Source organism: Natronorubrum bangense (assembly GCF_004799645.1).
In the GTDB taxonomy this organism is placed as follows: Archaea; Halobacteriota; Halobacteria; order Halobacteriales; family Natrialbaceae; genus Natronorubrum; species Natronorubrum bangense.
Genome location: NZ_CP031305.1, coordinates 2,555,080 through 2,581,477, shown reverse-complemented (window position 1 = coordinate 2,581,477; position 26,398 = coordinate 2,555,080). Strand labels below are relative to the sequence as shown.

The following is a 26,398-nucleotide window of genomic DNA, read 5'->3' as shown; positions in this document are numbered from 1 at the left end:
CCGACGGCTTCCTTCTCGAGTCGTCTTTTTTGTGCTGTCTCGAGCCGATAGCGATGCGAAGAGATCTGTTGTGTTACACAGAGAACGCCCACGACTTCAGGTGGGTGGATGTCAAACTGCTCGAGTCTTGTCTAACTGGGGGATGGGATGTGAACCACGCCCAGACACCCTCGCTGCGCGCGACTGATCTCCCCCAAATTCCGCTGACGTTGCTGTCGCTCACGAATTTGTTCGCGAAAAACGGTGGGGATGGGATTTGAACCACGTGAAGACGTTCCGGGTCGCTCACTTCGTTCGCTTCCCGGGCTGCGACTTCCCTCATTCAAATCCCACTGACGTCGCTGTCGCTCACGAATTTGTTCGCGACAGCAACGGTGGGGATGGGATTTGAACCCATGAGGCTTGTCAGCCAGTTGCTCTCAAGGCAACCGCGTTGGGCCGCTCTGCCACCCCACCTCACTGCTTCCTTTTCCGTCCGGTCAAAAAGGGTTGTCGGTTACGATCGCTCGAGCGAACCATCCTCCCCAATCGTCAGCCCGAGGTCGTCAACGACAGCTGCCGTTGCCTCAGCGCCCGGTGTGCCGGCGATTCGGCGTGCCTCGAGGAGCCCAAGCGTTGATCGCAGGCCAGCCGGCGTTGCGATGGTTGGGAGCATCGGGGCAAAACCGACTCCGAGTCCAGCTTCGTCTGCGCGGGTGGCCAGCGTCGCCAGTTCGGAACCAGCGTAGGCGTCAGTGAAGTCAATCGGCTCGCTAAACGCTGCAAGGTACGGCTGCCCGCCCGAAGATGGGCCGAGGACGACGTCGTGGCGGCGGATCGACATCGCCGCGCCGTCGATCTGGGTTCGACCGACCAGCGCAGCCGTCGGCTCGAGGATACCGACGCTACTCGCGTCTTCGCGTTCGAGTAAGTGGGTGACGGTGTTGCCGATTCGAGCGCTGCGACTCGAGCCGACCTGTTTCTCGAATCGAACACGCTCGTCGCTGTGTGGGCCGTCGTTGGACTCCGTCTCGAGATCACCAAGCGCGTCGGTAACGAGCGCACGAACCTCGGCTTCGGGGTCGCCGCCGGCGAACTCGTCGGGGAGGGTTGTCTCGTCACGGTAGTTGACGAGCAACTCGCCGCCGCTGGCATCGACGGCTCGACAGACGTCGATGACGGCGGCCTCGTAGAGCGTGACCGCTTCGGCAGCGGTGAGAGGCGTTTGCTCGGTGAGCGACGACAACGCGAGTCCGTCTCGAGGTGGGTCGACCGGAACGACGACGATCATGTGCTGTGTTCGGGCTGCGTGACTCTTGAACGCGGCGCTTCTGGCGGCGCGATAGCGCCACCGGAATGTTCGACCAGCCGCCTCGCCGGACGAATTATACTACTGCGGTGTCTGCAGTCGATTATGGAGGACCACGCAGTATCACGAACAGTACCCGGCTCGGTCGGGCTCCTCGGAGCGCTGGTCGTCGCCGGGCTAGCAGTGCTTGGCGGCTGGGGCTTCGTCGACGGTGTCGTACTCGAGTCAACCAGCGCGTATCTTGCACCAACGGTCGCCGTGTTGGCGGTCACCGTCGTTGTCGTCGGCGCGTTGATCGCTCTCGGTGCCCGATCAAAACAGTGGCGCGAGGGGCCGTACTGGTAACCGGCCACCGCTTTTTGCGACCGTTCGTCACGGTTCGTCCGTTCCTATCGACTCCGCTGTCCTTTCGTCTGGCGATAATCCGACGCCATCAGTTCGACGAACGCCTCGAGCCACGCCTGCGTTTGCTCGGCAGACTGCTCATGTGGCTCGATCATCGGCACGAGCTCGAAGCCGCGGCCACGGATTCGCCGCCCGTGGTCGTCCGGCAACGCGAGTTCGTCGGTGGGTGTCGTCGTATACTCGTCACCGAGTCCCTGCAACGCTCGTTCCCCGACAGGGATGAGAATGTGTGGATTGATCGACCGAATTTCGGCGTTGAGGAACGGCTCGCAGTTGCCGACTTCCCCGTCAGTCGGCGTTCGGTCGGAGTCGCGACAGCGGGTGAGGTGTGTCAGATAGGCGTTCTCGAGGATGGGCTGGTCGATCGGCGAGGTCGAATCACAGAGGCCGAGTCGCTCGAGGAGTCGTCGAAGAGTTGTTCCCGTGTCGTCGGCTGTCGCCTCGCTGCCAGGGAGAGCTGCAAACGGAACGCCGACGTCGTCTGCGCTTTCAGTCGGTCGCTCGCCGACGAACAGGAAGTCCGCACCGACGTCGCCGTAGCCGTGGACGACTTGCGTCCGTGTCTCACAGAGTGCCGGACAGTTCCGACACGACTCGTCCATGCCGTAGGGGTTTGCTCGAGTTCGCTGATTTGCGTCCACATTCGAGTGTAGCAGCGCGCTCGCAAAAATGACGCGGCTGAGGCAGCCGCCCCGTTCGTGTGGCGGGGACTGAGACGCCCATGAGCGTCGTCCACCTGGGGAAACTGACGGCCAACTGGCGGAATCAGCGATCGAGGCCGCCGCGTTCGGTGACCTCGAGGATGAATTTGACATTTCGGACGATCTCTTCGGGCGTGATCTCCTCGTCGGGGTCGTAGAGATCGCTGGTTCGATAGAGGATGTTTGCGAGCTGTTTGCTCTCACTGGTGTCGCCACGGATGTCGTCGGCGACGGCACGCAACTGCCCGACCCGTTCGGAATCGGCTTCCAACGGTGGGCTGGAGTCTGATTCTTTTGCCCCGTCAGCAGCGTCGCTGTTGCCGTCCGTGGTCATCGATCGCTCGAGACGGCTTCGTTGCGTCTCGTCTGAGAGACGTTGCGTCGGTGGACGATCCCGGTGTTGTTCGCGACGTTTTGGGTGATCGTCCGGAAGGCGTCGGCAGTATCGTTGTCGTCTCGTAAGACAGTCGGCTCGCCGCCATCGCCACCCTCGCGGACGACGGGGTCGAGCGGAATCGAGCCGAGAAACGGCATCTCGTGTTCATCGGCGAACCGCTCGCCGCCACCGGCATCGAAAATATCGTGCTCGCCGCCACAGTCGGGACAGGCAAACGTCGACATGTTCTCCGCGATACCGAGAACGATGGTGTCGTGTTCGGCGAACATCTCGAGACCCTTTCGCGCGTCGTCCAGGGCGACGTCTTGGGGCGTCGTGACGATCACAGCGCCCGTGACGGGCATCGTCTGGAGCATCGTCAGCTGGGTGTCGCCCGTGCCCGGCGGGAGGTCGACGATGAGATAGTCGAGATGGCCCCACTCGACGTCCTCGGTGAGCTGCGTGATGACCTTATGGACCATCGGCCCACGCCAGATGACGGGGTCGTCTTTTCCGGTCAGGAAGGCCATGCTCATCAGCTTCACGCCGTACTTTTCGGGTGGCACGAGCGTTTCGTCTTCGGTCGCCATCGGCGGTTCGTCGGCATCGACCATTCGCGGCACGTTCGGCCCGTAGACGTCAGCGTCGAACAGGCCGACGCGGGCCCCCAGCTGTGAGAGACCGGCAGCGAGGTTGACCGCAACGGTCGATTTGCCCACCCCTCCCTTCCCGGAGGAGACGGCGATGACGTTCTTGACGTTCGGGAGGACCTGCTCCTCGCTGTCGAAGTCGTCTCGGTCTGGAATACTGGCCGAGAGGTCGGGCTCGAGGCCGTCCTCGACGAGCAGTTCACGGATCTCACTGGCGATCGAACTCTCTGTCGGCGAGTACGGCGCACCGAGTGCAAGATCGATGTCGACCTGCTCGCCGTCGACGGTGATGTCGTTGACCAGTCCGAGCGACACGATATCGTCGCCGAGTTCCGGATCGTCGACCGTCCGGAGGCGGTCGCGAACGGCGGTTTCGTCCATGCCCGGAGGTAGGCCCCGCTGTCGAAAAGGGTTGTGTTCGCATGAGACGAGGGCCGAAACCGTTACCCGTTAAAGTCGAAGCGCGGGCCGCCGTAGGTCGCCGGGTCCGGCTCGAGTTCGACGCCCTGCTCGAAGCGGACGAAGTTGAGGTAAAAGGGGCGGCCACAGCCCTCGATTGGGGTGCCCTCGCGGTCGGTGACGTCGTCGTCGCCACAGACGAAGGCGATACCATCGGCTGACTCGCGCTCGTCGTCGTCGGGTGTCGCATACTCCCAACCCGGCTGGGAGAGCTTCGTGACCGATCGATCGGCGAGATCTGGCGGTCGCTCGAGAGTCACGACAGCGTCACAGTGGGGGCAGGTGTATCGGACAGAAACGGTCATCACCGGCCCTAGGTTCCTCGAGACCGTATACTGTTCGCCGGGGTGGTGCGAGGCTCTCGGCGCGTTACTCGGAGTAGACGTAGTTGTCGGCCATCTCCGCGGGCGTGATCACCTCAATCTCACCCGCTTCCTCGAGTTCGCTCAGGTAGGACACAGTCTCTTCGAGTGCAGTGAGCACACTCTCGTCGTCGATCTGATAGAACGCGATGCTCGTGATTCCACCCCACTCGGCAGTCCAGTCAAGCAGTTCCGTTGCCTCGCCAGGGTCGGGGCTGGTGGCCAGTGAACAGAGATGCGGATTCCCCGCATACCCCTGCGCAGGGGCATTTCCGGCGAACGCGAGGTCGTAGTTCTCCTGAACGAGCTCGTACGGTTGTTCGGTGTACGTCGAGCCGGGGAACGCAAAGAATCGAGCGCCGTCGTCGTACCCCTCGTCTTCGAGCCAGTCGATCGGATCGGTGATGTTCGACTCGAGGTCGTCGCCGTACGATTCGGTGTCGCTGAGCTGGGATCCACTGGCCGACTGGCTGCCAATCGTCCAGCCAGCGTCGGCGAGTTCGCCGACCTGATCACGAGTGAGTCGGTCTCCCTCGACGGCGACGTCGGCACGGATTCGGTCTGTCGGGACGAACGTCGTCCCCGTGAGATCGTACTCCTCGAGGAGCGGCAGCGCCTCCGTGTAGTGTGTTTCGTACCCGCCGTGGAACTGGAGCATGACTTTCCCCGAGTCGGTGTTGGGGACGAAATGGAAGTCATCGATCCACAGCTCTCCGTCGCTGTCATCACCGAACCAGCAGATGACCTGCAACACGATGACCTCGCTCAGGTCGGGATCGCCCCGAATGCGAGTAACACCGAAGTTCTTCCGAGCCAGTGGCATATCGCCGAGCACCTGCTGGCTGTACTCGATGTAGTCGCCGTCTTCGTCCTGAAGCTGGATTCGCACGATACTCCGATCTTCGGCAGTCATAGCGATTCCAGGAACGACGTCCGAGACGTCGATCGGCTCGTCGAGGCTTCGGCGAACACGGACCTGTCCTTCCTCATCGGGCTCGAGGTGTGCCGACTGTGAGCCACTGTAAGAGCGGTCGGTATCGGCTTCGATCGAGCCGATGCCCTGGAACGCTTCCCACTCGTCGAGGTCTTCGAAATCGTCGAACGTGCCGGTCAGTCCGGGGGTTTCACTGTCGGTGTCGTCACCGTTCGGTTCGTGATCGTTGTCGTCGTCGGCCTCGCCTGGGTCGTCTTCGGCATCTGCTTCGTCTGTGCTGCCGAGTTCTGTGCAGCCAGCGAGGGCAACCAACAATCCTGACGCAAGATAGCTTCGTCGGTCCATCGGTACGTCACAGTTTGAATCCACACTGACGATTTGTTATATGTGGAATAGCACAGCCCGTCGATCGCTCCTGTGACAGTCAATCGAAGTAATCTGACCGAACGGGAGCAACGCGTGAACGGGTCCGTCTGCTCGAGGGGTTCGACGACGATGTGTCAAACTAGTTGCCAAGAGGCCGTGAGTCTGCCACGGTATCCGTTTGAGCGGATAGTATACTGACCGTACAGGGGTTGTGATTGTAACACATGAATATCGTTGATCTGTGCAACGTGATGCTATTCGAACTGATCACTGATCCTACTCCGTACTGGCGACAGTAGACCGGTGCTGGATGCTGACCAGCGTTCGAGAGGCGAGCGCGGAGCCACGGCCCTTGTCGGGAGACGCGAAACCGGGTGTGGTTCCGGGCGGGCCCTCCGATGTCGTGGCTCGTCCGCATGAAAACGCCCGTTTGTGTGAGACGAACCGTTGTCCGTCAGTTTCGGCGCGACCCCGACCCGTTCTGCGGTCGTGCCGGGACACCGGTACAGCATTTCGTATGAGTCGTTTGCAAGCGATCGTCAACAGCGGTCGCTGACGATACCCGGAACACCTTTTGCGGTCACGGGAATCCATGCAGGTATGATCGACGAGACGGTCGAGGAGATCCAAGAAATGCAGACGCACAGCTCCTCAGTAGTGGCCGTAAACGCGACACGGGCGCTCGAGGATTTGCTCGATCGGGAGTTTGCTACCGTCGAAGAGTACGTTCGAGCGCTCGAGCGCAACGGGACAGTGTTGCGGCGAGCGAACCCCTCGCATGCGTCACTGCAGAACGCAGTGCGAGAGGTCGTCAGCGACGTGAGCGATGCAGACGTAGAGAGCGTCGACGCAGCGAAAGAGCGCACACAGGAGACGATTGACACGGTCATCTCACGGGTCGAATCCGGAAAGCGACTCGCGGCCGAAAACGCCGTCGAGCATCTCGAGGACGGCGCGACGCTGTTGACACACGACTACTCCTCGACGGTGCTCGAGGCGATCGAGCAAGCGGTCGAAGATGGCAAGTCCTTCGAGGTCTACGTTACGGAGGCTCGCCCGCGCTACATCGGTCGCAAGACGGCGCGAGCGTTAGCCGAAATCGACGCCGTCGACACCACGCTCATCACCGACAGCGCACACGGCGTCTATCTCGAGGAGTGTGATCGTGTCGTCGTCGGCATGGACTGTATCGTCGACGAGACGCTGTACAACCGTGTCGGCACGTTCCCGATCGCGGCGACGGCGAGTCAACTCGACGTCCCGGTGACCGTCCTCGGATCGGCGTCGAAAATCGTCACCGAAGGATTCGTCTTCGAAAACGAATACCGGACAGGGAGTGAGGTCATGCCCGAACCAGCCGACGGCTTCGCCGTCGAAAACCCAGCCTACGACGCGACACCGACCTCGCTGCTCGAGGGTGTCATCACGGACGAAGGCCACCACGAGTTCTGATAGCGTCGCGTCTGTGCGTGCTCCGGCGGAGACGCGCTCACTTCTCGCTGCTGGTGACGGCCCGACGAACGATGCGGCCGACCCTCGGCACAACCCTGTGGCCGAAAGCACTGACACGGAGTCCTGACACTCTTTTATACGCTGAACAGGCGCAATACCACGGCCTTCAGGCCGTGGATACGCGCCATCACTTAGTGCCACGTTCCACCGTCAAGAACATAGCCGAGTTTTCAATCCCAACGTTCAAGTTACATGAATCGCTATACATCGGTAAGGTTAGGTCGGAACGAAGCGGATTCCGAACGACCTTCGGAGGTCGTTCGAAAATCGGAGATTTTCGTGATCACGAGAGATACAGTCTCTCGGACGACGGCCTGTCCGCCCATGTAACGAGGCAGTATCCGAAAGGCAGGCGGTGAACACCGCATTCCAGAAGAGTGCGGTCGCGTGCCTCCTGTTTCAACAAGCCCACGATACCTCCGAGTCTGTTGACGCTGACTCAGCGTTCGCCGGGCAAAAACAACCACGAACGTCGACGACGCCGAGGATAGGAGTAACGGCCACTTGGCATGGCCAGGCAGCCACCGTCACGACGGCTGGGTTAGATGCGGACTCCCGCAAAGTGGCGGAGTCATGGTTGCGAACCTGAAACTCCCACCGCTTGGGATTCCTCCGCGTTTACGCGGAGGAGGATGTCAATGGTGGCGACAGCCTATGTCCGCATCCGTCGTAGCAGGCGTATGCGTCTCGTACAGGTGTTCGTCCCACAGGACGAACTCGATCTCGTCCTCGAAACGGCGACGGCGATGGGCCTCGATTACGCCGTCACCGAGGAAACGAGTCGCGGGGAGTTCGAGGCGCTCGTCTCGGTTCCCGTGCCGCCAGCCGCTGTCGAGCCGTTTCTCTCGTCACTTCGAACCGCCGGCCTCGATGAGGATTCGTACACGGTCGTCACGGCTACGGAGACGGTCGTCTCGAACCGCACGGACGAGTTGACTGGTCAGTTCGCCGGGACCAGGATCTCTCGAGAGGAACTACAGGCACGGGCAGCGGATCTCGCGCCTGCCGCATCGACGTACTTCATTTTGCTCGTGGTGAGTACGGCCATCGCGACGGCCGGGTTGTTACTCGATTCCGCAGCGACGATCATCGGGGCGATGGTCGTGGCTCCGTTGATGGGGCCGGCACTGGCTGCAAGCGTCGGCGTCGTCGTCGACGACAACGGGCTCGCGACGCGCGGTGTCGGCTTGCAGGTCGCCGGGCTCGTCGTCTCGGTTGCCACCGCAGCGGCGATCGGCTGGACGCTCAGGGGGACGGTGTTGCTCCCGCCCGGGTTCGATATCACAACCGTTCCGCAGATCACCGAACGGATCACGCCGAACGTGCTCGCGCTCTTTCTCGCACTCGGCTCCGGCGTGGCCGGGGTCGTCAGTCTCACCCGCAACGTCGGGTCAGTGCTCGTCGGCGTCGCGATCGCCGTTGCACTCGTCCCGCCTGCGGCCACCGCTGGACTCGGTATCGCCTGGGGGCATCCGATGGTGGTCGTCACCGCGGGCACGCTCGCTCTCGTGAACCTCCTGTCGATCAACCTCACCGCACTGATCCTGTTGTGGGTCTCGGGCTACCGTCCGGACCGATCTGATCGTATCCAGCGTGCCTACGGACAGCTGCGCTCGCGGATCGTCGTGCTCCTCGTCGCGATCGGGCTGCTGTCGGTCGTTCTCGGCGGTGTCACGTACGGCACCTACCAGACTGCCGCCGTCGAACACGACGTCAAGACCGAACTCGAGGCGATGAGCGACGACCCTGCGTTCGGCGATCTGCAGTTCCGAGAGAGCGACGTCGCCTACGAACTCGTAGACGTCTACACCGGCGGGCAGCCGTCGGTCACCGTCCTCGTCGAGCGGCCACCGGGCGAACGGGAGCCGTCCGGGTTCGTCGACGAGGTGCGCGAGCGACTCGAGGCAGCGACTGGAGTCGACCTCGAGATGGTCGTCGAACTGGTCGACACGCAGCGAAGTGGGTAATCGACATCGCGCCGTCGTCACTCTTGTTCGCCGAACGTTCGCGGCGAGCCGTCGGTCGGACTCGCCCAGTCGACGGCGTTAGAAAGCACTCGCCGGACGTTGTCGTCCTCATAAATCGGATACGTCTCGTGACCAGGCCGAAAATAAAAGAGTCGGCCGCTGCCGCGTCTGTAACAACAGCCGCTGCGAAACACCTCCCCGCCTTCGAACCAGCTGACGAACACCAGACGGTCGGGTTCGGGAACGTCGAACGGCTCGCCGTACATCTCGGTTTGGGGCAACTCGAACGACTCATCCAGTCCGTCGGCGATCGGATGACCGGGATCGACGACCCAGAGCCGTTCGGTCGCGCCGTCCTCGCGGTACTGTAAGCTACAGGTGGTTCCCATGAGCCGTTTAAACGGCTTCGAGTAGTGGCCAGAGTGCAAGACGATCAACCCCATCCCCTCGAGCACCCGTTCTTGCACGCGGTCGACGACGGCATCATCGACCTCGTCGTGGGCCTCGTGGCCCCACCACAGCAAGACGTCCGTCTCCTCGAGGACGTCCTCGGTGAGGCCGTGGTCGGGTTCCTCGAGCGTCGCCGTACGAACGTGGTGATCGATCTCCTTGTCGTTGGAAAGTCCATCTGCGATCGTTTTGTGAATGCCATCCGGGTAGACTGCCGCGACATCCTCGTCTTCGCGTTCATGACGGAACTCATTCCAAATCGTGACTGTCGCCATTACCCCTATTGTCGACGGCCAGCCGCTTAGCCCGGCTGGTAATCAACCGTGAGAGTCAGTTTAAAATATACAATTATAACAACTAATGGGCCAAATACATTCATTACAATCCGTCATGATGCAAACTCCTGGCCAATAGTGCAGATTAATCAGTCATAACTCTTATTTCGATCGCCGACTGCCTCTCCATATGGACTGGGATCGCACGCAAACGATAGTTTCTTACGACACATTCGCGGTGGTCAATCAACAATCGGTGATTTCTCGATGAGCGCGAGTCGGACCGGAATCGGTGTCGGGATCGTCGGCCTTGGAGGGATGGGGCATCTCCATGCACGCAGCATCACGGATCTCGGCGCGACCGTCGTCGCCGGTGCCGACCTCGTCGAAGAGCAACGCCAGCGCTTTGCCGACGAGTTCGGTGCGACGACCTATGAAACACACGAGGGACTCGTCGCCGACGACGATGTCGATGCCGTCATCGTCACGACGCCAAACCGGTTTCACGAACCGATCACCGTCGATGCACTCGAGGCTGGCTGTGACGTCCTCGTCGAGAAACCCCTCGCTCACTCCCTCGAGAGTGCCGAACGAATCGTGCAGACGGCAGCCAGCGCGGACGGCATCTGTATGGTCGGCTTTCACAATCGCCACGCCGCGTCGATGGCGATGTTCGACGAACACCACGCCCGCGGACGGTTCGGCACGCTCACCCACGTCGAAGCAAACTACGTTCGACGACGTGGAGTCCCCGGCCCCGGCTCGTGGTTTACCGACCCCGAACTCGCTGGCGGCGGCGCATTGCTCGACATCGGTGTCCACGCACTCGACCTCGCCCTCTACGCGCTCGATTTCCCAGAGATCACGGAGGTTTCCGGCACCACCAGAACGACGTTCGGACGCGACGAGGGGTACGCCGACCCTGACGGATTCGGCGACAACTGGGACGCGGAAGCCGAGACCTACGAGGTCGACGACTCCGTCAGCGCCTTCATCCGCACCGCCGATGGCCAGACGATCTCACTCGAGGCCGCGTGGGCGACCAACCGCGAAGAGAGCATGGACTTTCGGATCCGCGGCACCGAGGGTGGCGCCCAGTTCGACATCGGCGATACCAACCTCGAGATCTTAGAGACGGGGACGGCTGGCTGTGACCACTACGCTGACGTGACGCTCACCGGTGACTCGTCGCTGACCGGCTACAGCGAACAGGACGAGCAGTTCCTCGAGGCTGTCGCCACGGGAGACACTCCCGAGACGAACACCGTCGAGGAGGCACTGACAGTCCAGCGTGTGATCGATGCCATCTACCGCTCGGGCGAGACGGGACAGGCAGTCCAACTCGAGCAGGCCAACGTTTCCGAGGCACAACTCGAGCAGGCAACACAGTTGGACTGAGCGTAACGAGTCACGTGGTCGCGACTGACGGCTGTTTTTGGGCCGCTTTACTAGTCACCTGTTTTCGCTCTCCTGACGCCGAGAAGAGGGACTCTCGTGACGGGAAGCAAACGCTGGGCCAGTACATGAACGCAAAAATCGGTCGGTTGGAGCCGAGTTACAGCACTTCGTCGAAGTCGTGGTGGCCGTGGATGTCGACGCCGTCGTCGGTGATCTCACAGAGGAAGACACCGTTCCCGGAGCCGGTGTCACGCTCGACGGCGGATTTGATGCCGCGAGCGGCGACCGTCTTTGCCTCTTCGTTGGACATGTCGTCTTCGTAGGCCTGCTCTAAGTGACCGTAGGCGAGTTGCATCCCCGAGCCGGTGACGGTGTAATCGTCTTTCATGACGCCGCCAGCGGGATCGATGCTGTAGACGTGAGAGCCCTCGTGATCGACGCCGCCCAGAATCGGGTTGATGGCGAAGAACGGACCACCGCGGGCGAAGTTCCCGGCGAGCGTTGCGAGCGCGTCGATGTTCATGTCTTCGCCGCGACGGGACTCATAGAGGTTGACCTCGGCACGGAGACTCGAGATGAACGACTGGGCGCCACCGACGCTGCCGACCAGGGTCAGCGCAGCGGTCGGGTGGATCTGTTCGACCTTCTGGACGTTCTTGTTCGAGACGAAGCGGCCGCCGAGGCTGGCGCGCATGTCCGTCGCGATGACGACGCCGTCGGCGGTCGAAATGCCGATCGTCGTCGTGCCAGTCTTGTTGACATTGTCCAGATCAGCACGCGAGAGATCGTTTTTCGGCATCGAACCGATTTCGGGCTCGTAGGGGTTCGGGTCGTCGGCCAACTGGTCGACGGTGCGGGAAAAATCCGAGTTATGTTGAGGTGCTCGCATTGACCGAACGTTACGACCGGCACGGTATAAAACACCGGCGGTCACCACGGGGGTTTCCGGTTTTCTTCCGCGGCCAGACCGACAGCCCGCTCGCTCTCGGCGTCAGTCGACGAGAAAAATCGCGGCGTCGTTCCGACCTGTGACCCGGCGTGACTACTCCATCTGTGCGCTGTTTGCTTCGTAGGCTTCCTCGATGGTTGCGAGGATGCGGTGGATCGGCAGGGTGACTCCAGCTTGGCGGGCGGCGATTGCGAGTGGCATTGCGGCGATACCGATCACAATGCACAGCTGGTACAGTGCGAACAGGGTCGCGTGGTACACGCGGGATATCATCGACGTTCACTGTGGCCCAATCGAGGGGTGTATATAAACATTACTGACTCGTGCAGAGCATACCGATCAGTGTCGTTGAATCGGGTCGACGCAGTCATGCGATTAAGATCTACTTTCAGTTTCGGAAACTCGAGGCGGACTCGAGTTGAGATCCGACTAAGCAGGTGACAATCGACTCGCACAATTCTCATAACGTATGAGCATTATCCGGCTCACGTGCGCACCGCGAGCGCGTCGAACTCGAATGGCACACTGTGCTCGTTCACGTCGGTGCCGGCTTTCAGCGTCGGCTGTCGATGGACTCGACACACGACAGTAACGGCATCGCCAGCGTGGAGTGGAATCGCTGCTCGAGACGAATCGCAAGACAGGTGGTCCCCCGGGCCGACGACGACATATGACCAATTACATCGTCGCGATGGAAGCGGCATGGCTGGTTCGTGACGTCGAGCAGATCGACGACGCGATCGGCGTCGCCGTCAGCGAAGCCGGGAAACGACTCAACAGCGAAGATATGGACTACGTCGAAGTCGAGGTCGGTGCGACAGGCTGTCCGGCCTGTGGCGAGCCATTCGACTCGGCGTTTATTGCGGCCGACACCGCACTCGTCGGACTTGGCCTCGAGATGGAGGTCTTCAACGCCGATGGTGAGGAGCACGCCTCTCGGATCGCAAAGAGCGAAGTCGGCGGCGCACTGCGGGACGTTCCGCTGTCGGTCGTCGAGGTTATCGAAGTTCCCGACGAAGACTGAGTGTTCCATCGCAGGCACGCACGCCCGCGTGTCGCGGACGGCAGCGAATTTGGGTCTGACCCAAAGGATTTTCTATAACCCGCAGTTATCCAACCGTATGGAACTCCCGACGTCCGCGGATCTCCGCCAGCGCCGAACCGAACTCGGGCTCACCCAGAGTGAACTTGCGGACAAGGCCGACGTCTCACAGCCGTTGATCGCCCGGATCGAAGGCGGAGACGTTGACCCGCGACTCTCGACGCTTCGTCGAATCGTCAACGCACTCGAGAAAGCCGAGAGCGACGTCGTCCGCGCTGACGACCTGATGAACGAAGCCGTCGTCAACGTCTCGCCCGACGACCCCGTCAAGGAAGCCGCCCGAAAGATGGAAGAGGAAGCCTACTCGCAGCTGGCCGTGATTCAGGATGGGATCCCCGTCGGCTCGATCAGCCAGAGCGACCTCGTCCATCTCGACTCCGAAGTGCGAGACGAGTCCATCGAAGAACACATGAGCGAAAGCTTTCCGACGGTCTCGAAAGATGCGACCCTGGACGAGATCAGTAATCTGCTCGAGCACTACAAGGCCGTGATGATCACTGAAGCCGGCGAAACGGTCGGTATCATCACCGAAGCGGATATCGCCTCTCGGTTTTCCTGATCAGCACGAGCGCGCGTGCGGCCGCGTTTTCCAAAACACTGCGAACTACGCGTGGGCGCGTCTCGAGGGCCGTCTCGCTCACGCCGACTCGTTCGTTACGGTGTGCTGTTCGGGGTGGCAAACCGCCTCAGCTCTTGTGGGCCCAGTCGGTGGTTGTGGACCGACGGCCCGTGATCTGCGAGCGACACGTTTGTGGCTGCTGTCGCATCAGTCCGCAGCAGTGGAGTCGGACGTCGTGATCTCGTGTTCGAGCAGTTCCTGGTAGCGGTTCCGGATCGTCACCTTGCTGACGTCGATCGCATCCGAGACGTCGTCTTGTGTGAGCGTTTCCCCTGTCAGTCGGCTCCCCGCATAGATCGCAGCAGCGGCGAGACCAACGGGATGTTTCCCACTGTGGAGCCCTGCCTCCATTCCGCCTTCGAGGAGATCATGGGCGCGCCGTTCCGTCTCGGCTGTGATCTCGAGCGCCGACGCGTACCGCGGGAGATACTCGAGCGGGTCCGGCGGTGCCATTGGGAGTTCGAGTTCTCTGACGAGATATCGGTACGCGCGGGCTGCCTCGAGGTAGTCGATCCGGCTGACGGTTGCGAGTTCGTCGATCGACCGCGGGACGCCCGTCTGTCGAACGGCAGCGTTCAGCGCGGCTGTCGCCATCCCTTCGATCGATCGGCCGGGTAACAGGTTTTCCTCGAGTGCGCGGCGATAGATGACGCTCGCGGTTTCTAAGGTGGCGTCCGGGATCCCGAGTGCCGAGCCCATCCGGTCGATCTCACCGAGGGCGTGTTTCAGGTTCCGTTCGGTGGCATCACGCGTGCGGAACCGTTCGTCCCAGGTTCGGAGCCGCTGAAACTGCTGTCGCTTTCGGGCGGAGAGGGTGCTCCCGTAGCCGTCTTTGTTCTGCCAGTCGATCGTCGTCGACAGACCGCGATCGTGCAGCATGTTCGTCGTCGGTGCACCAACCCGGGACTTTTCGTTCTTCTCAGTGGCGTTGAACGCACGCCACTCCGGGCCGTGGTCGATGCGGTCCTCGTCGACGACGAGACCACAGTCCTCACAGTGTGTCTGATCGTCCCGGACGATCAGTCGGCCGTCGCACTCGGGGCAGGTCGTGGTTGTCTCGGTAGACTGATCAGTTCCCTCGCTCGCGGACTGCGCTTTCGTTCCCTCTGCGGTCGACGATGTCGAATCGAATTTCGTGTGTGGCATTATGCTGGGGTGGCTTCGCTGACCGGACGCCTGACGTCTCGGTTGCGTGGACGGCGGATCCGGTCGTCGCTGGTCGACCTGTTGTAACGAACTCTAATTACTCTTTCCCAATATGCTGGGTCCGTGTAACCAGAATCAGTTTACCGATGACAAATATCACATCGGAAAACCCGAAGCAGTGTCGTCACTCGAGCACGCGTTTCGGATTTCCGTTTTCAATGGAGATCCTGTCCTCGAGAAGCGGGTCAGTCATACGGTGTGCTGTCCCGATCACCAGCGGCAAAGTCGGTGATCGGTGGTCACTGCCGACAGTAGTCCGTCTCAGTCGTGGCCAGAAACCGCCACCGGCTCGTAGGGCTCCTCGAGGTAGGCAATCTCCGACGACGACAGCGAGAGTTCGAGGGCGTCGACGGCCTGCTCGAGATGTTCGATGCTCGTCGTGCCGATGATGGGTGCGTCGACCCACTCTTTGTGCAACAGCCACGAAAGCGAGATCTGGGCCATCGTTACGCCCTTATCAGCGGCGATTTCGGCGACACGTTCGTTGATCTCTTGGCCGCCGCCATCGCGGTAGGGGTGGTCGTACATGTGTTCTTCCGTCTCGCCGCGTTTTGTCGCGTCGATCTTCGCGTGCGGCCGGGTGAGATAGCCACGCGCCAGTGGCGACCACGGCATGACGCCGATGTCTTCGTTTTCACAGAACGGTAACATCTCGCGTTCTTCCTCCCGGTAGACGAGGTTGTAGTGGTTTTGCATCGTGACGAATCGCTCGAGTCCCAGCCGGTCGCTCGTATAAAGCGAGTCGGCGAACTGGTGGGCCCACATCGACGAGGCACCGATGTAGCGAACGTGGCCCCGCCGAACAGCGTCGTCGAGCGCCCGAAGCGTTGTCTCGATCGGCGTGTCGTCGTCCCAGCGATGGATCTGGTAGAGATCGATGGTATCCATCCCTAACCGATCGCGGCTGGCGTCGAGTTCCTGTTCGATCGCCTTTCGGGAGAGTCCGCCCGAGTTTGGGTCGTCCTCGCGCATCTGGAAGTAGCCTTTCGTCGCGACGACCGACTGCTCGCGGTAGCCCTCGAGTGCCTCGCCGAGAATCCGCTCGGACTCGCCTTTCGAGTACATGTTCGCCGTATCGAAGAAGTTGATTCCGAGATCGATCGCCCGCTCGATGATGGCTTTGCTCTCCTCGTCTTCTAACACCCACCCGCGCCAGTCACTCGAGCCAAAGCTCATACAGCCAAGACAGAGCCGGCTGACTTCCATCCCGGTCGAACCGAGTGTCGTATACTCCATACCGGACGGATGCGCGCCGGTCAAAAAACAGTATGCGTCGTGGACGCGTCGACGAGCGGGCCGCCAGACGAGACAGTATCCGTGGCGGTGCAAACCTCCATGTCCACGGCCGACGTACCAGTCGGTACACATGACTCGCCTCCAGACCGCACACACGCGGGACGGTCGCCGTCTCGAGGCATCACACGTGCTTTCTGTCCCCGCAGCTGACGCCTGGGATCTCCTCGTCGACACCGCTCGATGGCCAGACTGGGCACCGCTCGTAACCGGTGTCGAGGCGACTGAGCGTCGGATACAACTCGGGACGACTGGCCACGTGCTGGTGTCCGGCGTGTGGGTCCCATTTCGGATCACCGACTACTCGGATTCGGATCGTCGATGGAGTTGGTGTGTCGCTGGTGTTCCTGCCGCGACCCACCGGGTCGAAGCACTCACTGCGGATCGATGTCGAGTCATCTTCGAACTCCCGGTGCACGCTGTCGGCTCCGCGCCGATCTCGCTTCGGGCACTCGAGAGACTCGAGTCAGTCCTCGACGCCGACTGAACGCGCCTTCCCGTGTGTCCTGCTAACGCCGTGTTAGCTGGTTCGGACCCGAACCACTAAAGACGGCCACGACGTAGTCACGATAGAACGTCTCAATGTCCTCTCCACAAACTGAACCCCGCGACGAGAACGCCGCCTGTCCCGTCATCGAATCGCTCGAGCAGATCGGTTCACAGTGGCGACTTGCCGTCCTCCACGAACTGCTGGCTGGCGAGCAGCGATTTAACGAACTCAAGCGCTCGACTGGGGCGAACGCACGCACGCTTTCGCGCGTGCTCGACGATCTCGGGGAGATGGGGTTCGTCGAACGTCGCATCGAGGAAGACGCCCCGATCGCCACCTACTACAGCCTGACCGCGAAAGGAGAGTCCTTAGAGCCGGTTTTTGACGAAATCGAGTGCTGGGCTGGCTCGTGGCTCGAGGACGCCGAACTCGAGCACTGAGACGGAGTACTGTCGGTCAGTTCTGGTGCACCCGCATGGCGGGTCGCGGGTGTGCCGGGAGACAGTGACCACAGACCGTCTGCGCCGAGCGAACGCGAGTTGACACCACTGGTTTCGTCGCCAATTGTTTTCCAGGTGGTCCACAGCGGTTCGTACTGGCAGTCGTCGGCCTCGAGACAGTTGACCGACTTACTCACGAGCGACGTGTGAGCAATGGCTTGCTACTGCACACCACTCACAGTTGCAGAAACGATACACGAACGTGTATATAGAAACCCCTTTACTACCCGACTTCCATCACCGACATGAATGAGTCTTGCCGATTCGGACCACAAGCTCGTCGTTTCTGAGCTGGGGCGAGAGCCGACGCCGGCAGAGGCGGCGCTGTTCGAGAACCTCTGGAGTGAACACTGCGCGTACCGCTCCTCGAGACCGCTGCTCTCCGCGTTCGACAGCGAGGGCGACCAGGTCGTCATCGGGCCGGGTGACGACGCGGCGGTCGTTGCCTTGCCCGGAAACGAGGACGAGGACGAGGACGGCTCGAGCACCTACATCACGATGGGGATCGAGAGCCACAACCACCCTTCCTACGTCGATCCGTTCGATGGGGCCGCGACGGGTGTCGGCGGGATCGTCCGGGACACCCTCTCGATGGGTGCCTATCCGATCGCGCTCGCGGACTCGCTGTACTTCGGCGAGTTCGACGACGAACACTCGAAGTACCTCTTTGAAGGCGTTGTCGAAGGGATCAGCCACTACGGCAACTGTATCGGCGTCCCCACGGTCGCGGGCAGCGTCGATTTCCACCCCGACTACGAGGGCAATCCGCTCGTAAACGTCGCCTGTGTCGGCCTCACTGACGAGGAACGCCTCGTCACCGCCGTCGCTCAAGAGCCCGGCAACAAGCTGGTGCTCGTCGGCAACGGCACCGGTCGTGACGGCCTTGGCGGTGCGAGTTTCGCCAGCGAGGACTTAGCGGAGGACGCCGAAACCGAGGATCGACCGGCTGTCCAGGTCGGCGACCCCTACGCCGAGAAGCTGCTGATCGAGGCCAACGAACAGCTCGTCGAAGAGCAGCTAATCGAATCCGCACGCGACCTCGGTGCCGCCGGCCTCGGCGGTGCCTCGAGCGAACTGGTCGCCAAAGGCGGCCTCGGCGCACACATCGAACTCGAGCGCGTCCACCAGCGTGAGCCGAACATGAACGCCTTAGAGATCCTGCTGGCCGAATCTCAAGAGCGGATGTGTTACGAGGTCAACCCCGACAACGTCGATCGTGTCCGCGAGATCGCCGAACGCTTCGACCTCGGCTGTTCGGTTATCGGTGAGGTCACCGAAGAGAACTACACCTGCACGTTCGAGGGCGAGACGGTCGTCGACGTCGACGCCTACTTCCTTGGCGAAGGCGCGCCAATGAACGACCTCGAGAGCGAACCCGTCGACCAGCCCGAGACCGACCTGCCCGCAGTCGACCTCGAGGAGGCGTTCGACGCTGTCGTCTCGAGTCCGAACACGGCCTCGAAACGATGGGTCTACCGACAGTACGACCACGAAGTCGGTGTCCGCACGAGCGTTGGGCCGGGCGACGACGCGGCGATTATCGCCGTCCGAGAAGCGAGCGCGGAGCCACACTCCGCGGATAAATCGAGCGGCGATAGCCGCGAGATCGGGCAAGGGCTGGCTATTTCCTCCGGTGCGGCACCGAACTGGACTGCCGTCGCGCCCTACGAAGGTGCCAAAGCGATTGCCCTCGAGAACGCGACGAACATCGCAGCCAAAGGCGCAACACCGCTTGCCGCAGTCGACTGTCTCAACGGCGGCAACCCAGAGAAACCCGATGTGTACGGTGGCTTCAAGGGCGCCGTCGACGGGCTCGCGGACATGTGTTCGACGCTCTCGGCTCCGGTCGTCGGCGGGAACGTCTCGCTGTACAACGACTCCGTCGCCGGCCCGATCCCGCCGACGCCGACGCTGGCGATGGTCGGGACGAAAGACGGCTACGACGCCCCGCCGCTGTCGGTCGAATCGGAAGGCACGCTGTTGCTCGTCGGCGACGTCGGCCTCGAGGCCGGCGACCTTCGGCTCGGTGGCTCGGAGTATCTCGCCCAGTTCGACGGCAGTGACGGGTTCCCCGAACTGCCGGCCGACCCCGCAGCCGTCGTCGAGACACTCGCCGACGTGGCGAACGACGAGTCGACGCTTGCGGTTCACGACGTTAGCCACGGTGGGCTCGCCGTCTCGCTTGCCGAGATGGTCACCGAGAAAGCCGGTCTCGAGGTCTCGCTTCCCGTCCCCGACGCTGGAGACGAATCGGCTGTCCTCTTCCACGAACAGCCGGGTCGAGTCCTGATTCAGACCGAGTCGCCCGAAACGGTCACAGACGCGTTCGACGGCGTCGCCCCGGTCGTCGAACTCGGGACGGCAACCGACGACGGCGAGTTGACGATCGACGTTGGATCGGAGACGATCACGACGGACGCCGCGACGGTCGACGAACACCGCTCGACCATCGAAAACGGCCTCGAGTAAGCGCTGCTCGGATCGGCAATTTCCGATGCCCGGTATTTTGATATACTATCAGTCACATTCAGGAAACGAACTACTCTTTGGGGATGACTGTAGAATGACTGTTGATACGACGTCCGTCGTGATCGTCGAAAATGAACCCGACCTCGCGAGCCTGTATACGACCTGGCTCGAGGAGACGTACGACGTCGAGATGGCGTCCGATGGTGAAACGGCGCGAGCTGTAATCGACGGGACGATCGACGTCGTTCTCTTCGACCGACGGATCCCCGGATTATCCGGTGAGGCGCTTTTGACGATGCTTCAAGAGCGCGACCTCGAGTGTCGTGTTGCGATGATCACCGCTGTCGAACCGACGTTCGACATCATCGAGGCGGCGGTCGACGACTACCTCGTCAAACCAGTCTCGAAAGACGAACTGCTCCGGATTGTCGAGCAACTGGTGTTGCGCTCGAGTTACGACGAACAGCTCCAGCAGTTTTTCGCACTCGCCTCGACAAAGGCCCTGTTCGATGCGGAAAAAACCGCTGCCGAACGCAAATCGAGCGACGAGTACGCGCGTCTTCAGGACCAACTCGCAGTGTGTCGTGTTCGTGTCGAGGAGACGATGACGGAGCTGTTCGACCAGGGCTGTTATCGGCGACTCTATCAGGACCTCACGTGCGAGCCCACACCGTAGTACGATTCAGGACTGCGTTTCGAGGGTCGTCACGTCACGGATCTCGAACCGTGTCTCACCATTCTCGCCGGTATCGACGGTCAACGTCCAGTCGTGGGCCTCGGCGATCGCTCTGGCAAGGGTAAGCCCCAGCCCGTCGATAGGACTGGCTGGCGCACTGACTGCGCCTCCGGTCGTCGACTCGGCCGGTGGCTCACGAGCCGCCGGCGGAATCTCGGTCGCATCGTCCCGTATGAACACACCACGGGAGCACGCTGTCTCGTCGACGCCAAGAAGCCCCACCTGAATCGTCACCTCGCCGTCGGCGCGAGCCGCCACATCGTCGAACACTGTCTCGAGGAGGTGGGAAAATCGGTCTGCGTCGGCCCGAAGCGTTGCTGGCCGTTCGACGACGATGTGGGCGCTGTCCAGTTGTGACTGCTCGAGTGCGCTCTCGATTGCTTCCTCGAGATCGATCCGACACCGAGGGCCGACGGCCGAGGCGTTTCGGGCGAACTCGCGGACGTCGTCGACGAGCCGTTCAGCGCGATCGAGCGTGGTTTCGACCGAATCCTCCGCGAGCGGGAACTCCCACTCGTCGGCATCGTCTTCGAGTGCGTTTGCGACGGTAGACAGCTGCTGTTTCAAGTCGGTTGAGAGGATCTCGGCAACCGACTCGAGCCGTTCTGTCTGACGCTCGAGTTCGGCTGTTCGGTTCCGAAGAACCTGCTCACGATTGGCTCGGTCGAGCGCTGCGCGCGTGTTCTCGACGAGCGTCGAGACGAGGTCGACGTCGGTCTCGTCGAACTGATTGGCCTCGAGCGCCCCAGTCATGAGGACACCATGGGTTCCGATGGGAGCGATGATCTCCGATCGAAGCGTCGTCTCAGGGTTGTAGAGCTCCGCAATCGACTCGAGGTCGTCGAAGCGCTCCACCGAGCCGCCTTCGAAAACGTCCCAGACGAGTCCCTCGCCGGGGTAGAATCGCGGAAGCCCACCGAACTCGTCGTGTGCGCCGGCGGTTCCGGCAACGGGATCGAGATACCCCTGCTCGTCGTCGAGCAGCCAGACGCCGCTGATCGGGAGATCGAGCAGGTCGCTGCCGGCGTGGACGGCGACTGCACAGATCTCTTCGGGGTCGTCCGACTCGAGAAGCCACCGAGTGACTTCGTGCAGCGACGTGACGACGCGTTCGTACTCGTGGCGGTCAGTGACGTCCCGGATAACGGCCGCGACGGTCGCGTGGTCGTCTTCGATCGGGACGAACCGAAACTCGCCGACTCGATCGCTCCCATCAGCAGCAGTAAACGCCACCTCGAGCTGGCGTCTGTCGGCGTTGCCGACGTCGACGTCGGTGATCGCACGACCGATTTCGACGGCATCGTCGTCTGAGATCCCTGCTTGCTGGGTCAGCGTTTCGACGTGTTCGCCGATGAGGTCCGAACGATCAGCGCCAAGAAGTTCCTCGATGGCGCTGTTGACGGTGACGAGCTCGCGGTTGCGATCAAGCGTGAGGATCGCATCGTAGACCGCCTCGACGACGGCGGCGTGCTGGGCGATCGTCGTCTCCTGTGATTTTCGCTCGGTGACGTCGCGCATGTAGACCGAGAGGCCGGTTTCGGACGGATACGCGCGGGCCTCGAACCACGTCTCGAGTTGGGCGTGGTACACCTCGAACGAGACGGTGATCTGCTCGTCCATCGCGCGATGAAACCCATCGGGGAACTGAGTTTCGACAGTCTGTGGGAACTCATCCCACATCACGCGGCCGATCAGCTCCTTACGAGGGCGTTTCAGCAGGGTTTCGGCGCGCTCGTTGAGATAAGTAAAGCGAAAGTCCGTATCGAGTGCGAAGAAGGCGTCGGTGACACGATCGGCAACAGGAATTGAGCGAATCGTCATCGGTCTCGCCCTCCGTCGCCGTTCGGCACCCGTTGGACACCCCCTCCGAGATGGTTGCTGTGGGGTCGCACTGTCAGATCACTCATCGGCAGCTACTCGGACCCCACTTTGCGGAGTGGCTATTTCAGTGTCGTGGCCGGGAGCCGCTATGGTACGCAACACCACTCATCAGTTTGCGATGGTGTTCGAGCCCATGACGTTCATACTGGTACCGTCGTGCCGAGGTCGGCGTCTTCGGATCGATCGAAGACGAACTCGGCAGTTGCAGCGTCTAAGACCGCGCTCCCGACACTTGCGAGGACGACGATCTCGTCCGGCGACTGACGGCCGTCGTCGGTAGCCAACATATCGCCGAACGAGCGGATCTCGAGGTCGTCGTGGCCTCGAAGATCACCGGTCTCGCTGGCCTCTTCCGGAACGTCGGCGACGATGTGAGACGCGCGTTCGATCGTCGTATCGTCCAGTTCACGCATCTCGGCCGTGTACGCCCCGACGGCAACCACGAGCGCCCCGTCAGCGAGGGCCTCGCCCGGGAATACGGGTTCAGTGCTCGTCGTCGTCGTGACGACGACCGAGGCGTTCGCCACGGCCTCGCGTGGACTCGAGACTGGCGTCACGTCGACACTGAGGTCCGATTCGAGGTCACGAGCACACTCGAGTCGGGAGTCACTGGGCGAGTAAACGCGGATCGAGTCGAGTCGGCCGACGCCGACGGCGGCGGCGATCGCTCGCGTCTGCCAACGCGCTTGCGTGCCCGCGCCGATCACTGCCAACTCGAGCGGCCCGTCGACGGCGAGTTCGCGGGCAGCGAGCCCACCGATACAGCCCGTTCGGGCACTGGTGATCCGGTTGCCCGCGAGATAGCTGACTGGCTGGCCGGTTTCAGCGTCGGCAAGTGTCAGCTGTGCCGTGACCGTCGGCAGCCCGCGCTCGGGGTTGTCCTCGCAGACGGTGACGAGCTTCGTCGCGACGTAGGCGTTGCCGTGGATATAGGCGGGCATACAGAGCCCGGTGCCAGTCGGCTCGTCAGGTGTGTCGGGGTCGAGACCCGCCCCGATCGGGTAGTGGGGTCGTTCAGGGCGCTCGACCGCGCCCGCTCGTTGTTTCTCGAAAGCGTCGGCGACGATCGGGAGCAGCGCCTCGAGATCAAGTACCGACGCGACATCTGCATCAGAGAGCACGCGAACCATACGCGCACATACTCGGTCGGCTACTTTAGTCGTCTGACCATCCTCGACCGATCGAACCGGACCCGTTGCGGATCGATCGGCGCTCGAGGAGCCAGTCCCGACGTCATCCGGACCGTTCGCCGCCGCGTTCGAGACTCGACCGAACGCTTATCCACAAACGTGTGATTCGTCATAGCATGACAGTAGTCGTGATCGGCGGCGGCGTCGTCGGGATGGCAACTGCGTACGAACTCGCCACCCGCGGCGTCGACGTCGTCGTCTGCGAGCAGCGTTCGATCGGCTCGGGGAGCACAGAACGGGCCGCGGGCGGCATTCGCGCACAGTTTTCGACGCCGATCAACGTCGAGCTATCCCTCGAGAGCATGCGCGTCTGGGACACGTTCGAGGAGCGCTTCGGCATCGACATCGACTACCGACAAATCGGCTATCTCTTTCTCGCCCGGAGCGAGGCGGCGGCGACGCGGTTCGAGGAGGCGGTCGCCATGCAAAACAACCGCGGCGTTCCAAGCGAAGTGCTCGAGCCCGATTCGATACGGGACCACTGCCCCGGAGTCGACCACGAGCAGTTCGTCGCAGCGACGTACTCCCCGACGGACGGCGTTGCCGACCCACACCTCGCGTTGCAGGGCTATGCGCAGGCAGCGGCCGACGAGGGTGTCGACGTCCGGACACAGACGCCGGTCGTGGACGTGATCCGAACGGACGCCGGTCGGGTAACCGGTGTCGAGACGCCTGACGGCCGGCTCGAGGCCGAGTTCGTGGTTAACGCCGCGGGGCCGTGGGCCGGCGAGGTTGCGGCGATGGCCGACTGCGAGCTACCGATCACCCCGAAACGCCGTCAGATCGCTGTCGTCGAGCCCGGTCAGCCTGTTCCCGAAACCGATCCGCTGACGATCGACCTCGAGAGCGGCACGTACTTCCGGCCGGATCGCGACGGCGACGCGCTGGTCGGCGGCCACGTCGGCGACGCCGATCCCGCCTGTGATCCCGACGGCTACGACAGATCGATGGCGTTCCCCTGGGCCGTCGAGGCTCTCGAGACCGTTGCCGACTGGACGACCTACTTCGGCCCCGAATCGGCGATCAAGCGCGGCTGGGCGGGCCTGTATGCGGTGACACCGGACGAAACTGCGATCGTCGAGGAGACGGCTCCTGGCTTCGTTACCGCCGCCGGCTTCTCGGGCCACGGCTTTCAGCACGCTCCCGCAACCGGGACGCTTGTCGCCGAACTCGTCACCGACGGCGAACTGTCGCTGGTCGATCCCACGGCGCTCTCGAGCGACCGCTTCAAGACATCGTCGGCTCGAGTGGAACGAAACGTCGTCTGAGCGTTTGCGTCGGCAGCCAGTTACGTCGCTGTCCGTGGATTTATCTCGACGGCCATGGTCACACTCATCATGGCTGATACTATCACTACCTCTCTCCGCGACCTCGCGGCGGCGATCAGGGACGGCGAGATGTCGTCGGCAGCCGTCGTCGACGACGTGCTCGAGCGAATCGGGGCCACCGAGGAGTTGAACGCGTACGTCACGGTGCTCGAGGAGTCGGCCCGGGAACGGGCCCGCGAAGCCGACCGTGCGGCCGCCGCCGGCGAGGATCTCGGCCCGCTTCACGGCGTGCCGGTCGCGATCAAAGACCTCCGGGACCGCAAGGCCGGCGTCCGAAACACGCTCGGACTCGCTGCCCTGTCCGAGAACGTCGCCACGGAGGATTCGATCACCGTCGAACGCCTCGAGGCCGCCGGTGCGGTGATCGTCGGCACGACCAACACGCCGGCGCTTGCCCACACGATCAAAACCGACAACCGGCTCGTCGGCGCGACGGCGACCCCGTTCGACAGAGAGCGGTCGGCGGGTGGCTCTTCCGGCGGGTCGGCAGCGGCAGTCGCCGCCGGCCTCGCCAGACTCGCGACCGGCTCGGATATCGGCGGCTCGCTGCGGGTTCCGGCGTCGTGTTGTAACGTCATCGGACTCAAACCCTCGTTCGGACGCATCCCCTCGAACTCACGGCTCGAGTCGTTCGACAGCCACTCGCCGTTCATGGTCGGCGGCCCCATCGCCCGCAGTGCCGCGGACGTCGCGCTCGGCTTCGAGATCATGGCCGGGCCGGATCATCGCGATCCACTGAGCGTCCCCCGTGGTGACGACGACGTCCTCGAGGCGCTCGAGCGACCGACAGACGACCTCTCGGTCGCGTACAGTCCGGATCTGAATCTCCAGCCCGTTGCTCCCGTCGTCCGCGAGACGGTTGAGGCGGCCGTCGATGACCTCGCGGCTGCCGGCGCGGCGGTCGACACTGTCGACGTCTCGCTCCCCGACGTCGACGTGCTTCGCCGGGCCTACTACACGCAGGTCGGCGGCTACTTCGCGGCGGTCGCGACCCGGGTCGAAGAACAGTACGGCATCGACTTCGAGACGGCCGACGTCGAGGAGACAGTCCGTTCGACGATTTCGCTGGGTGCCGATCTGGACCCGCTCGAGGAACGACTCGCGAACGGGCCCCGTGTCGAAGCCTACGACGCGATCGAGGCGGCACTCGAGGGCGCGGACATCCTCGTGACACCAACACTGACTGTCCCACCGTACGGCAAACACCTGCGCGATCGCTACCCGACGGAGATCGACGGCCACGAGGTCGCCGGCATTCCGACTGACGCGATGCTCACGTGGGTGTTCAATCTCACGGGCCACCCGGCCGCGTCGGTTCCTGCCGGCCTCACCGACGACGGGCTCCCGGTCGGGCTGCAGGTCGTTGGCCGCCGCTACGCCGAGTCGGACGTGCTCGCTGCTGCAAGGGCACTCGAGCGCGCCCGACCCTGGGAACAGCACTATCCGGACACGTAGGTCGAGTCAAAAACCGCGCTCTCTCGAGGGCGCTGGA

25 protein-coding genes and 1 tRNA gene are annotated in these 26,398 nt (G+C 62.5%); 12 read left to right on the top strand and 14 right to left on the bottom strand.

Annotated features, from left to right (window positions below):
* Positions 1–372: 372 nt before the first annotated feature.
* Positions 373–456, bottom strand: a tRNA-Ser gene (locus tag DV706_RS12870).
* 40 nt (positions 457–496) lie between these two features.
* Positions 497–1,270 carry a hypothetical protein gene (locus tag DV706_RS12865; protein WP_006064513.1) on the bottom strand — a complete coding sequence of 258 codons (774 nt, stop codon included), beginning with the start codon at positions 1,268–1,270 and terminating at the stop codon, positions 497–499.
* A gap of 123 nt (positions 1,271–1,393) precedes the next feature.
* On the opposite strand from DV706_RS12865, the gene DV706_RS12860 reads away from it, so the two are divergent.
* The gene (locus DV706_RS12860) at positions 1,394–1,633 is read left to right on the top strand and encodes a hypothetical protein (RefSeq protein WP_006064512.1); all 240 of its coding nucleotides are present in this window, start codon (positions 1,394–1,396) and stop codon (positions 1,631–1,633) included.
* Between the two features lie 44 nt (positions 1,634–1,677).
* Here DV706_RS12860 and DV706_RS12855 read toward each other — a convergent pair whose 3' ends face one another.
* The 5 genes from DV706_RS12855 to DV706_RS12835 form a co-directional block, all read right to left on the bottom strand.
* On the bottom strand, positions 1,678–2,334 hold the full coding sequence (locus DV706_RS12855; protein WP_136350876.1) for a uracil-DNA glycosylase: 657 nt from the start codon (positions 2,332–2,334) through the stop codon (positions 1,678–1,680).
* A 124-nt stretch (positions 2,335–2,458) separates the two neighbouring features.
* The gene (locus DV706_RS12850; RefSeq protein WP_006064510.1) at positions 2,459–2,728 is read right to left on the bottom strand and encodes a hypothetical protein; all 270 of its coding nucleotides are present in this window, start codon (positions 2,726–2,728) and stop codon (positions 2,459–2,461) included.
* Complete coding sequence (locus tag DV706_RS12845; RefSeq protein ID WP_006064509.1) at positions 2,725–3,801, bottom strand: Mrp/NBP35 family ATP-binding protein; 1,077 nt, start codon at positions 3,799–3,801, stop codon at positions 2,725–2,727. Before DV706_RS12845 ends, DV706_RS12850 begins: the two co-directional genes overlap by 4 nt.
* 62 nt (positions 3,802–3,863) lie before the next feature.
* Complete coding sequence (locus tag DV706_RS12840) at positions 3,864–4,184, bottom strand: hypothetical protein (RefSeq protein WP_006064508.1); 321 nt, start codon at positions 4,182–4,184, stop codon at positions 3,864–3,866.
* 64 nt (positions 4,185–4,248) lie between these two features.
* A complete protein-coding gene (locus tag DV706_RS12835; RefSeq protein WP_006064507.1) occupies positions 4,249–5,520 on the bottom strand; it encodes a polysaccharide deacetylase family protein in 1,272 nt (423 codons plus the stop codon).
* A 621-nt stretch (positions 5,521–6,141) separates the two neighbouring features.
* On the opposite strand from DV706_RS12835, the gene DV706_RS12830 reads away from it, so the two are divergent.
* Together DV706_RS12830 and DV706_RS12825 are read left to right on the top strand one after the other, a co-directional pair.
* Positions 6,142–6,993 carry a translation initiation factor eIF-2B gene (locus tag DV706_RS12830; RefSeq protein ID WP_006064506.1) on the top strand — a complete coding sequence of 284 codons (852 nt, stop codon included), beginning with the start codon at positions 6,142–6,144 and terminating at the stop codon, positions 6,991–6,993.
* A gap of 740 nt (positions 6,994–7,733) precedes the next feature.
* Entirely contained in the window at positions 7,734–9,020 is a 1,287-nt protein-coding gene (locus tag DV706_RS12825; protein WP_006064504.1) for a TIGR00341 family protein, read from the top strand.
* A gap of 17 nt (positions 9,021–9,037) precedes the next feature.
* Here the strand turns inward: DV706_RS12825 and DV706_RS12820 are convergent, their stop codons facing one another.
* Positions 9,038–9,745 carry a ThuA domain-containing protein gene (locus DV706_RS12820; protein WP_006064503.1) on the bottom strand — a complete coding sequence of 236 codons (708 nt, stop codon included), beginning with the start codon at positions 9,743–9,745 and terminating at the stop codon, positions 9,038–9,040.
* A gap of 267 nt (positions 9,746–10,012) precedes the next feature.
* On the opposite strand from DV706_RS12820, the gene DV706_RS12815 reads away from it, so the two are divergent.
* A complete protein-coding gene (locus tag DV706_RS12815) occupies positions 10,013–11,143 on the top strand; it encodes a Gfo/Idh/MocA family protein (RefSeq protein ID WP_006064502.1) in 1,131 nt (376 codons plus the stop codon).
* Positions 11,144–11,300: 157 nt separating this feature from the next.
* On the opposite strand, the gene psmB is transcribed toward DV706_RS12815, so the two are convergent.
* Both psmB and DV706_RS12805 read right to left on the bottom strand, forming a co-directional pair.
* On the bottom strand, positions 11,301–12,032 hold the full coding sequence (psmB, locus tag DV706_RS12810; protein ID WP_006064501.1) for an archaeal proteasome endopeptidase complex subunit beta: 732 nt from the start codon (positions 12,030–12,032) through the stop codon (positions 11,301–11,303).
* Positions 12,033–12,185: 153 nt separating this feature from the next.
* On the bottom strand, positions 12,186–12,365 hold the full coding sequence (locus DV706_RS12805) for a hypothetical protein (RefSeq protein ID WP_049889609.1): 180 nt from the start codon (positions 12,363–12,365) through the stop codon (positions 12,186–12,188).
* Positions 12,366–12,762: 397 nt separating this feature from the next.
* Here DV706_RS12805 and DV706_RS12800 point away from each other — a divergent pair, with 397 nt between their 5' ends.
* Together DV706_RS12800 and DV706_RS12795 are read left to right on the top strand one after the other, a co-directional pair.
* Positions 12,763–13,116 carry a DUF555 domain-containing protein gene (locus DV706_RS12800; protein WP_006064499.1) on the top strand — a complete coding sequence of 118 codons (354 nt, stop codon included), beginning with the start codon at positions 12,763–12,765 and terminating at the stop codon, positions 13,114–13,116.
* A 97-nt stretch (positions 13,117–13,213) separates the two neighbouring features.
* Positions 13,214–13,753 carry a CBS domain-containing protein gene (locus tag DV706_RS12795; RefSeq protein ID WP_006064498.1) on the top strand — a complete coding sequence of 180 codons (540 nt, stop codon included), beginning with the start codon at positions 13,214–13,216 and terminating at the stop codon, positions 13,751–13,753.
* A gap of 207 nt (positions 13,754–13,960) precedes the next feature.
* Here DV706_RS12795 and DV706_RS12790 read toward each other — a convergent pair whose 3' ends face one another.
* Together DV706_RS12790 and DV706_RS12785 are read right to left on the bottom strand one after the other, a co-directional pair.
* On the bottom strand, positions 13,961–14,959 hold the full coding sequence (locus DV706_RS12790; protein WP_006064497.1) for a transcription initiation factor IIB: 999 nt from the start codon (positions 14,957–14,959) through the stop codon (positions 13,961–13,963).
* 321 nt (positions 14,960–15,280) lie between these two features.
* Entirely contained in the window at positions 15,281–16,255 is a 975-nt protein-coding gene (locus tag DV706_RS12785; RefSeq protein ID WP_006064496.1) for an aldo/keto reductase, read from the bottom strand.
* Between the two features lie 130 nt (positions 16,256–16,385).
* On the opposite strand from DV706_RS12785, the gene DV706_RS12780 reads away from it, so the two are divergent.
* From DV706_RS12780 to DV706_RS12765, 4 genes are all read left to right on the top strand, one after another.
* A complete protein-coding gene (locus DV706_RS12780) occupies positions 16,386–16,799 on the top strand; it encodes an SRPBCC family protein (protein ID WP_006064495.1) in 414 nt (137 codons plus the stop codon).
* A 95-nt stretch (positions 16,800–16,894) separates the two neighbouring features.
* Complete coding sequence (locus DV706_RS12775; protein WP_006064494.1) at positions 16,895–17,242, top strand: winged helix-turn-helix transcriptional regulator; 348 nt, start codon at positions 16,895–16,897, stop codon at positions 17,240–17,242.
* A 309-nt stretch (positions 17,243–17,551) separates the two neighbouring features.
* The gene (gene purL / locus DV706_RS12770; RefSeq protein ID WP_006064493.1) at positions 17,552–19,771 is read left to right on the top strand and encodes a phosphoribosylformylglycinamidine synthase subunit PurL; all 2,220 of its coding nucleotides are present in this window, start codon (positions 17,552–17,554) and stop codon (positions 19,769–19,771) included.
* Positions 19,772–19,865: 94 nt separating this feature from the next.
* Positions 19,866–20,447 (top strand): HalX domain-containing protein, encoded by a 582-nt coding sequence (locus DV706_RS12765; protein WP_006064492.1) that lies wholly within the window; start codon positions 19,866–19,868, stop codon positions 20,445–20,447.
* Between the two features lie 6 nt (positions 20,448–20,453).
* Here DV706_RS12765 and DV706_RS12760 read toward each other — a convergent pair whose 3' ends face one another.
* Both DV706_RS12760 and DV706_RS12755 read right to left on the bottom strand, forming a co-directional pair.
* Complete coding sequence (locus tag DV706_RS12760; RefSeq protein ID WP_006064491.1) at positions 20,454–22,328, bottom strand: sensor histidine kinase; 1,875 nt, start codon at positions 22,326–22,328, stop codon at positions 20,454–20,456.
* A 200-nt stretch (positions 22,329–22,528) separates the two neighbouring features.
* Complete coding sequence (locus DV706_RS12755; protein WP_006064490.1) at positions 22,529–23,518, bottom strand: ornithine cyclodeaminase family protein; 990 nt, start codon at positions 23,516–23,518, stop codon at positions 22,529–22,531.
* Between the two features lie 176 nt (positions 23,519–23,694).
* On the opposite strand from DV706_RS12755, the gene DV706_RS12750 reads away from it, so the two are divergent.
* Both DV706_RS12750 and DV706_RS12745 read left to right on the top strand, forming a co-directional pair.
* On the top strand, positions 23,695–24,846 hold the full coding sequence (locus DV706_RS12750; RefSeq protein WP_006064489.1) for an NAD(P)/FAD-dependent oxidoreductase: 1,152 nt from the start codon (positions 23,695–23,697) through the stop codon (positions 24,844–24,846).
* Positions 24,847–24,915: 69 nt separating this feature from the next.
* The gene (locus DV706_RS12745) at positions 24,916–26,361 is read left to right on the top strand and encodes an amidase (RefSeq protein WP_049889612.1); all 1,446 of its coding nucleotides are present in this window, start codon (positions 24,916–24,918) and stop codon (positions 26,359–26,361) included.
* Positions 26,362–26,398 lie beyond the last annotated feature (37 nt).

Excerpts from the sequence above, each read along its gene's own strand:
- DV706_RS12865 (WP_006064513.1), bottom strand. The coding sequence starts at position 1,270 with ATGATCGTCGTCGTTCCGGTCGACCCACCTCGAGACGGACTCGCGTTG.
- DV706_RS12860 (WP_006064512.1), top strand. The coding sequence starts at position 1,394 with ATGGAGGACCACGCAGTATCACGAACAGTACCCGGCTCGGTCGGGCTC.
- DV706_RS12850 (WP_006064510.1), bottom strand. The coding sequence starts at position 2,728 with ATGACCACGGACGGCAACAGCGACGCTGCTGACGGGGCAAAAGAATCA.
- DV706_RS12845 (WP_006064509.1), bottom strand. The coding sequence starts at position 3,801 with ATGGACGAAACCGCCGTTCGCGACCGCCTCCGGACGGTCGACGATCCG.
- DV706_RS12840 (WP_006064508.1), bottom strand. The coding sequence starts at position 4,184 with ATGACCGTTTCTGTCCGATACACCTGCCCCCACTGTGACGCTGTCGTG.
- DV706_RS12835 (WP_006064507.1), bottom strand. The coding sequence starts at position 5,520 with ATGGACCGACGAAGCTATCTTGCGTCAGGATTGTTGGTTGCCCTCGCT.
- DV706_RS12830 (WP_006064506.1), top strand. The coding sequence starts at position 6,142 with ATGATCGACGAGACGGTCGAGGAGATCCAAGAAATGCAGACGCACAGC.
- DV706_RS12825 (WP_006064504.1), top strand. The coding sequence starts at position 7,734 with ATGCGTCTCGTACAGGTGTTCGTCCCACAGGACGAACTCGATCTCGTC.
- DV706_RS12820 (WP_006064503.1), bottom strand. The coding sequence starts at position 9,745 with ATGGCGACAGTCACGATTTGGAATGAGTTCCGTCATGAACGCGAAGAC.
- DV706_RS12815 (WP_006064502.1), top strand. The coding sequence starts at position 10,013 with ATGAGCGCGAGTCGGACCGGAATCGGTGTCGGGATCGTCGGCCTTGGA.
- psmB (WP_006064501.1), bottom strand. The coding sequence starts at position 12,032 with ATGCGAGCACCTCAACATAACTCGGATTTTTCCCGCACCGTCGACCAG.
- DV706_RS12805 (WP_049889609.1), bottom strand. The coding sequence starts at position 12,365 with ATGATATCCCGCGTGTACCACGCGACCCTGTTCGCACTGTACCAGCTG.
- DV706_RS12800 (WP_006064499.1), top strand. The coding sequence starts at position 12,763 with ATGACCAATTACATCGTCGCGATGGAAGCGGCATGGCTGGTTCGTGAC.
- DV706_RS12795 (WP_006064498.1), top strand. The coding sequence starts at position 13,214 with ATGGAACTCCCGACGTCCGCGGATCTCCGCCAGCGCCGAACCGAACTC.
- DV706_RS12790 (WP_006064497.1), bottom strand. The coding sequence starts at position 14,959 with ATGCCACACACGAAATTCGATTCGACATCGTCGACCGCAGAGGGAACG.
- DV706_RS12785 (WP_006064496.1), bottom strand. The coding sequence starts at position 16,255 with ATGGAGTATACGACACTCGGTTCGACCGGGATGGAAGTCAGCCGGCTC.
- DV706_RS12780 (WP_006064495.1), top strand. The coding sequence starts at position 16,386 with ATGACTCGCCTCCAGACCGCACACACGCGGGACGGTCGCCGTCTCGAG.
- DV706_RS12775 (WP_006064494.1), top strand. The coding sequence starts at position 16,895 with ATGTCCTCTCCACAAACTGAACCCCGCGACGAGAACGCCGCCTGTCCC.
- purL (WP_006064493.1), top strand. The coding sequence starts at position 17,552 with ATGAGTCTTGCCGATTCGGACCACAAGCTCGTCGTTTCTGAGCTGGGG.
- DV706_RS12765 (WP_006064492.1), top strand. The coding sequence starts at position 19,866 with ATGACTGTTGATACGACGTCCGTCGTGATCGTCGAAAATGAACCCGAC.
- DV706_RS12760 (WP_006064491.1), bottom strand. The coding sequence starts at position 22,328 with ATGACGATTCGCTCAATTCCTGTTGCCGATCGTGTCACCGACGCCTTC.
- DV706_RS12755 (WP_006064490.1), bottom strand. The coding sequence starts at position 23,518 with ATGGTTCGCGTGCTCTCTGATGCAGATGTCGCGTCGGTACTTGATCTC.
- DV706_RS12750 (WP_006064489.1), top strand. The coding sequence starts at position 23,695 with ATGACAGTAGTCGTGATCGGCGGCGGCGTCGTCGGGATGGCAACTGCG.
- DV706_RS12745 (WP_049889612.1), top strand. The coding sequence starts at position 24,916 with ATGGCTGATACTATCACTACCTCTCTCCGCGACCTCGCGGCGGCGATC.